This window comes from Candidatus Propionivibrio aalborgensis, assembly GCF_900089945.1.
Lineage (GTDB): Bacteria > Pseudomonadota > Gammaproteobacteria > Burkholderiales > Rhodocyclaceae > Propionivibrio > Propionivibrio aalborgensis.
In genome coordinates this window covers 1-1,302 of record NZ_FLQY01000323.1, presented here as the reverse complement: position 1 = coordinate 1,302, position 1,302 = coordinate 1, and the positions used below count along the sequence as shown (strand labels likewise).

The following is a 1,302-nucleotide window of genomic DNA, read 5'->3' as shown; positions in this document are numbered from 1 at the left end:
ATTGTTCCACCTGAACGCAGGCGAAGTCTCGTGGATCCAAACCCCGGCAAGGCCAAGACTACCGCGATGACACTGCGTAGCCTCTATCTGACCACCTGCACCAGCCTGATCGTGCTTATCTTCCTTTGCCTGGCTTGGGAATTACGCCTCGCACCGATCCAACCAGGCGGAACCTGGCTGGTTTTGAAATGTGTGCCGCTGCTGACACCGCTCTTCGGCATCCTGCATGGTCGACGATATACCTACCAATGGTCATCGATGCTGATCCTGCTTTATTTCGCCGAAGGCATCGTGCGCACCAGCACCGACACTGGCATGGGGCGCTGGCTGGCAGCCGGAGAAACCCTGCTTTCGGTAATCTATTTCTGCGCGGCGATCGGCTATGTCAGACTCAGCCGCAATCGGGACGATCACAAATGATCCGCCGCGCCATTCGGGATCAAACAAGCTCATGCTTGGTTTGATTTCCGATCTGGGCTGACTTGGAGGAAATCTACGAAAGCTCGGCCAAAATGCTACTCGATGCAAACACTTTCTCGCCAATCACAACTTGTGCTGTGCTATCGAGCGGCAGATAAAGGTCGACTCGCGACCCGAACCGGATAAAACCAAAACGCTGGCCTGCGCCAAGATCAGTGCCGGCGTCAACATAATTTAGAATTCGTCGTGCGACCAGGCCGGCAATCTGGACACAGGTAATGTCCCGCCCATCCGTCGTCTTCAGATGCAGGGCGCACCGCTCATTTTCCAAAGAAGCCTTGTCCAGTGCCGCATTAAGGAAACTGCCCGGCTTGTACCACTTCTGGTGAACGCTGCTCCTGACTGGCGAGCGGTTCGAATGCACGTTGAACACATTCATGAACACGCTGACCTTGAGCGCGCGACGATTCAGGTAGGGATCATCGCTTTCCTCGACCACGACGATGCGTCCGTCAGCCGGTGCAAGCACACTCTTTGATCCACCGGCAATGACACGCGGCGGGTCACGAAAGAACTGCACGCAGAAGATGAAAACTAACCAGAACGGCAGCGACCAGAAACCGGAAAAGGACGTCAGAACAGCCGCAGCAAGAGTGCCGGCGATGAAAGGCCAGCCCTCCTTGGCGAGAATCGGATGCGGATAGTTCATTAAGCTCCCGTGAAGAGTTAAGAGAAAGGGGAGAGGAGAATAACAAGGGGTGAGGCGGCGAGGCCTTGCACCTCACCCCTCACCCCACAGCCTTCACTCCTCACTGAATCGATTAGTTCCTGGACTGGTCGACGAGCTTGTTCTTCTTGATCCAGGGCATCATGTCACGCAGC

2 protein-coding genes are annotated in these 1,302 nt (G+C 55.5%); one reads left to right on the top strand and one right to left on the bottom strand.

Features of this window, described 5'->3' with window-relative positions:
- The coding region (locus PROAA_RS13610; RefSeq protein ID WP_342669222.1) for a DUF2069 domain-containing protein at window positions 1-420 on the top strand (420 nt) is incomplete at its 5' end.
- A gap of 73 nt (window positions 421-493) precedes the next feature.
- Here PROAA_RS13610 and PROAA_RS13605 read toward each other — a convergent pair.
- Entirely contained in the window at window positions 494-1,129 is a 636-nt protein-coding gene (locus PROAA_RS13605; RefSeq protein ID WP_186410747.1) for a phosphatidylserine decarboxylase, read from the bottom strand.
- Window positions 1,130-1,302 lie beyond the last annotated feature (173 nt).

What these genes read in the sequence shown, in the direction of transcription:
- PROAA_RS13605 (WP_186410747.1), bottom strand. Translation starts at nt 1,129, where the DNA reads ATGAACTATCCGCATCCGATTCTCGCCAAGGAGGGCTGGCCTTTCATC.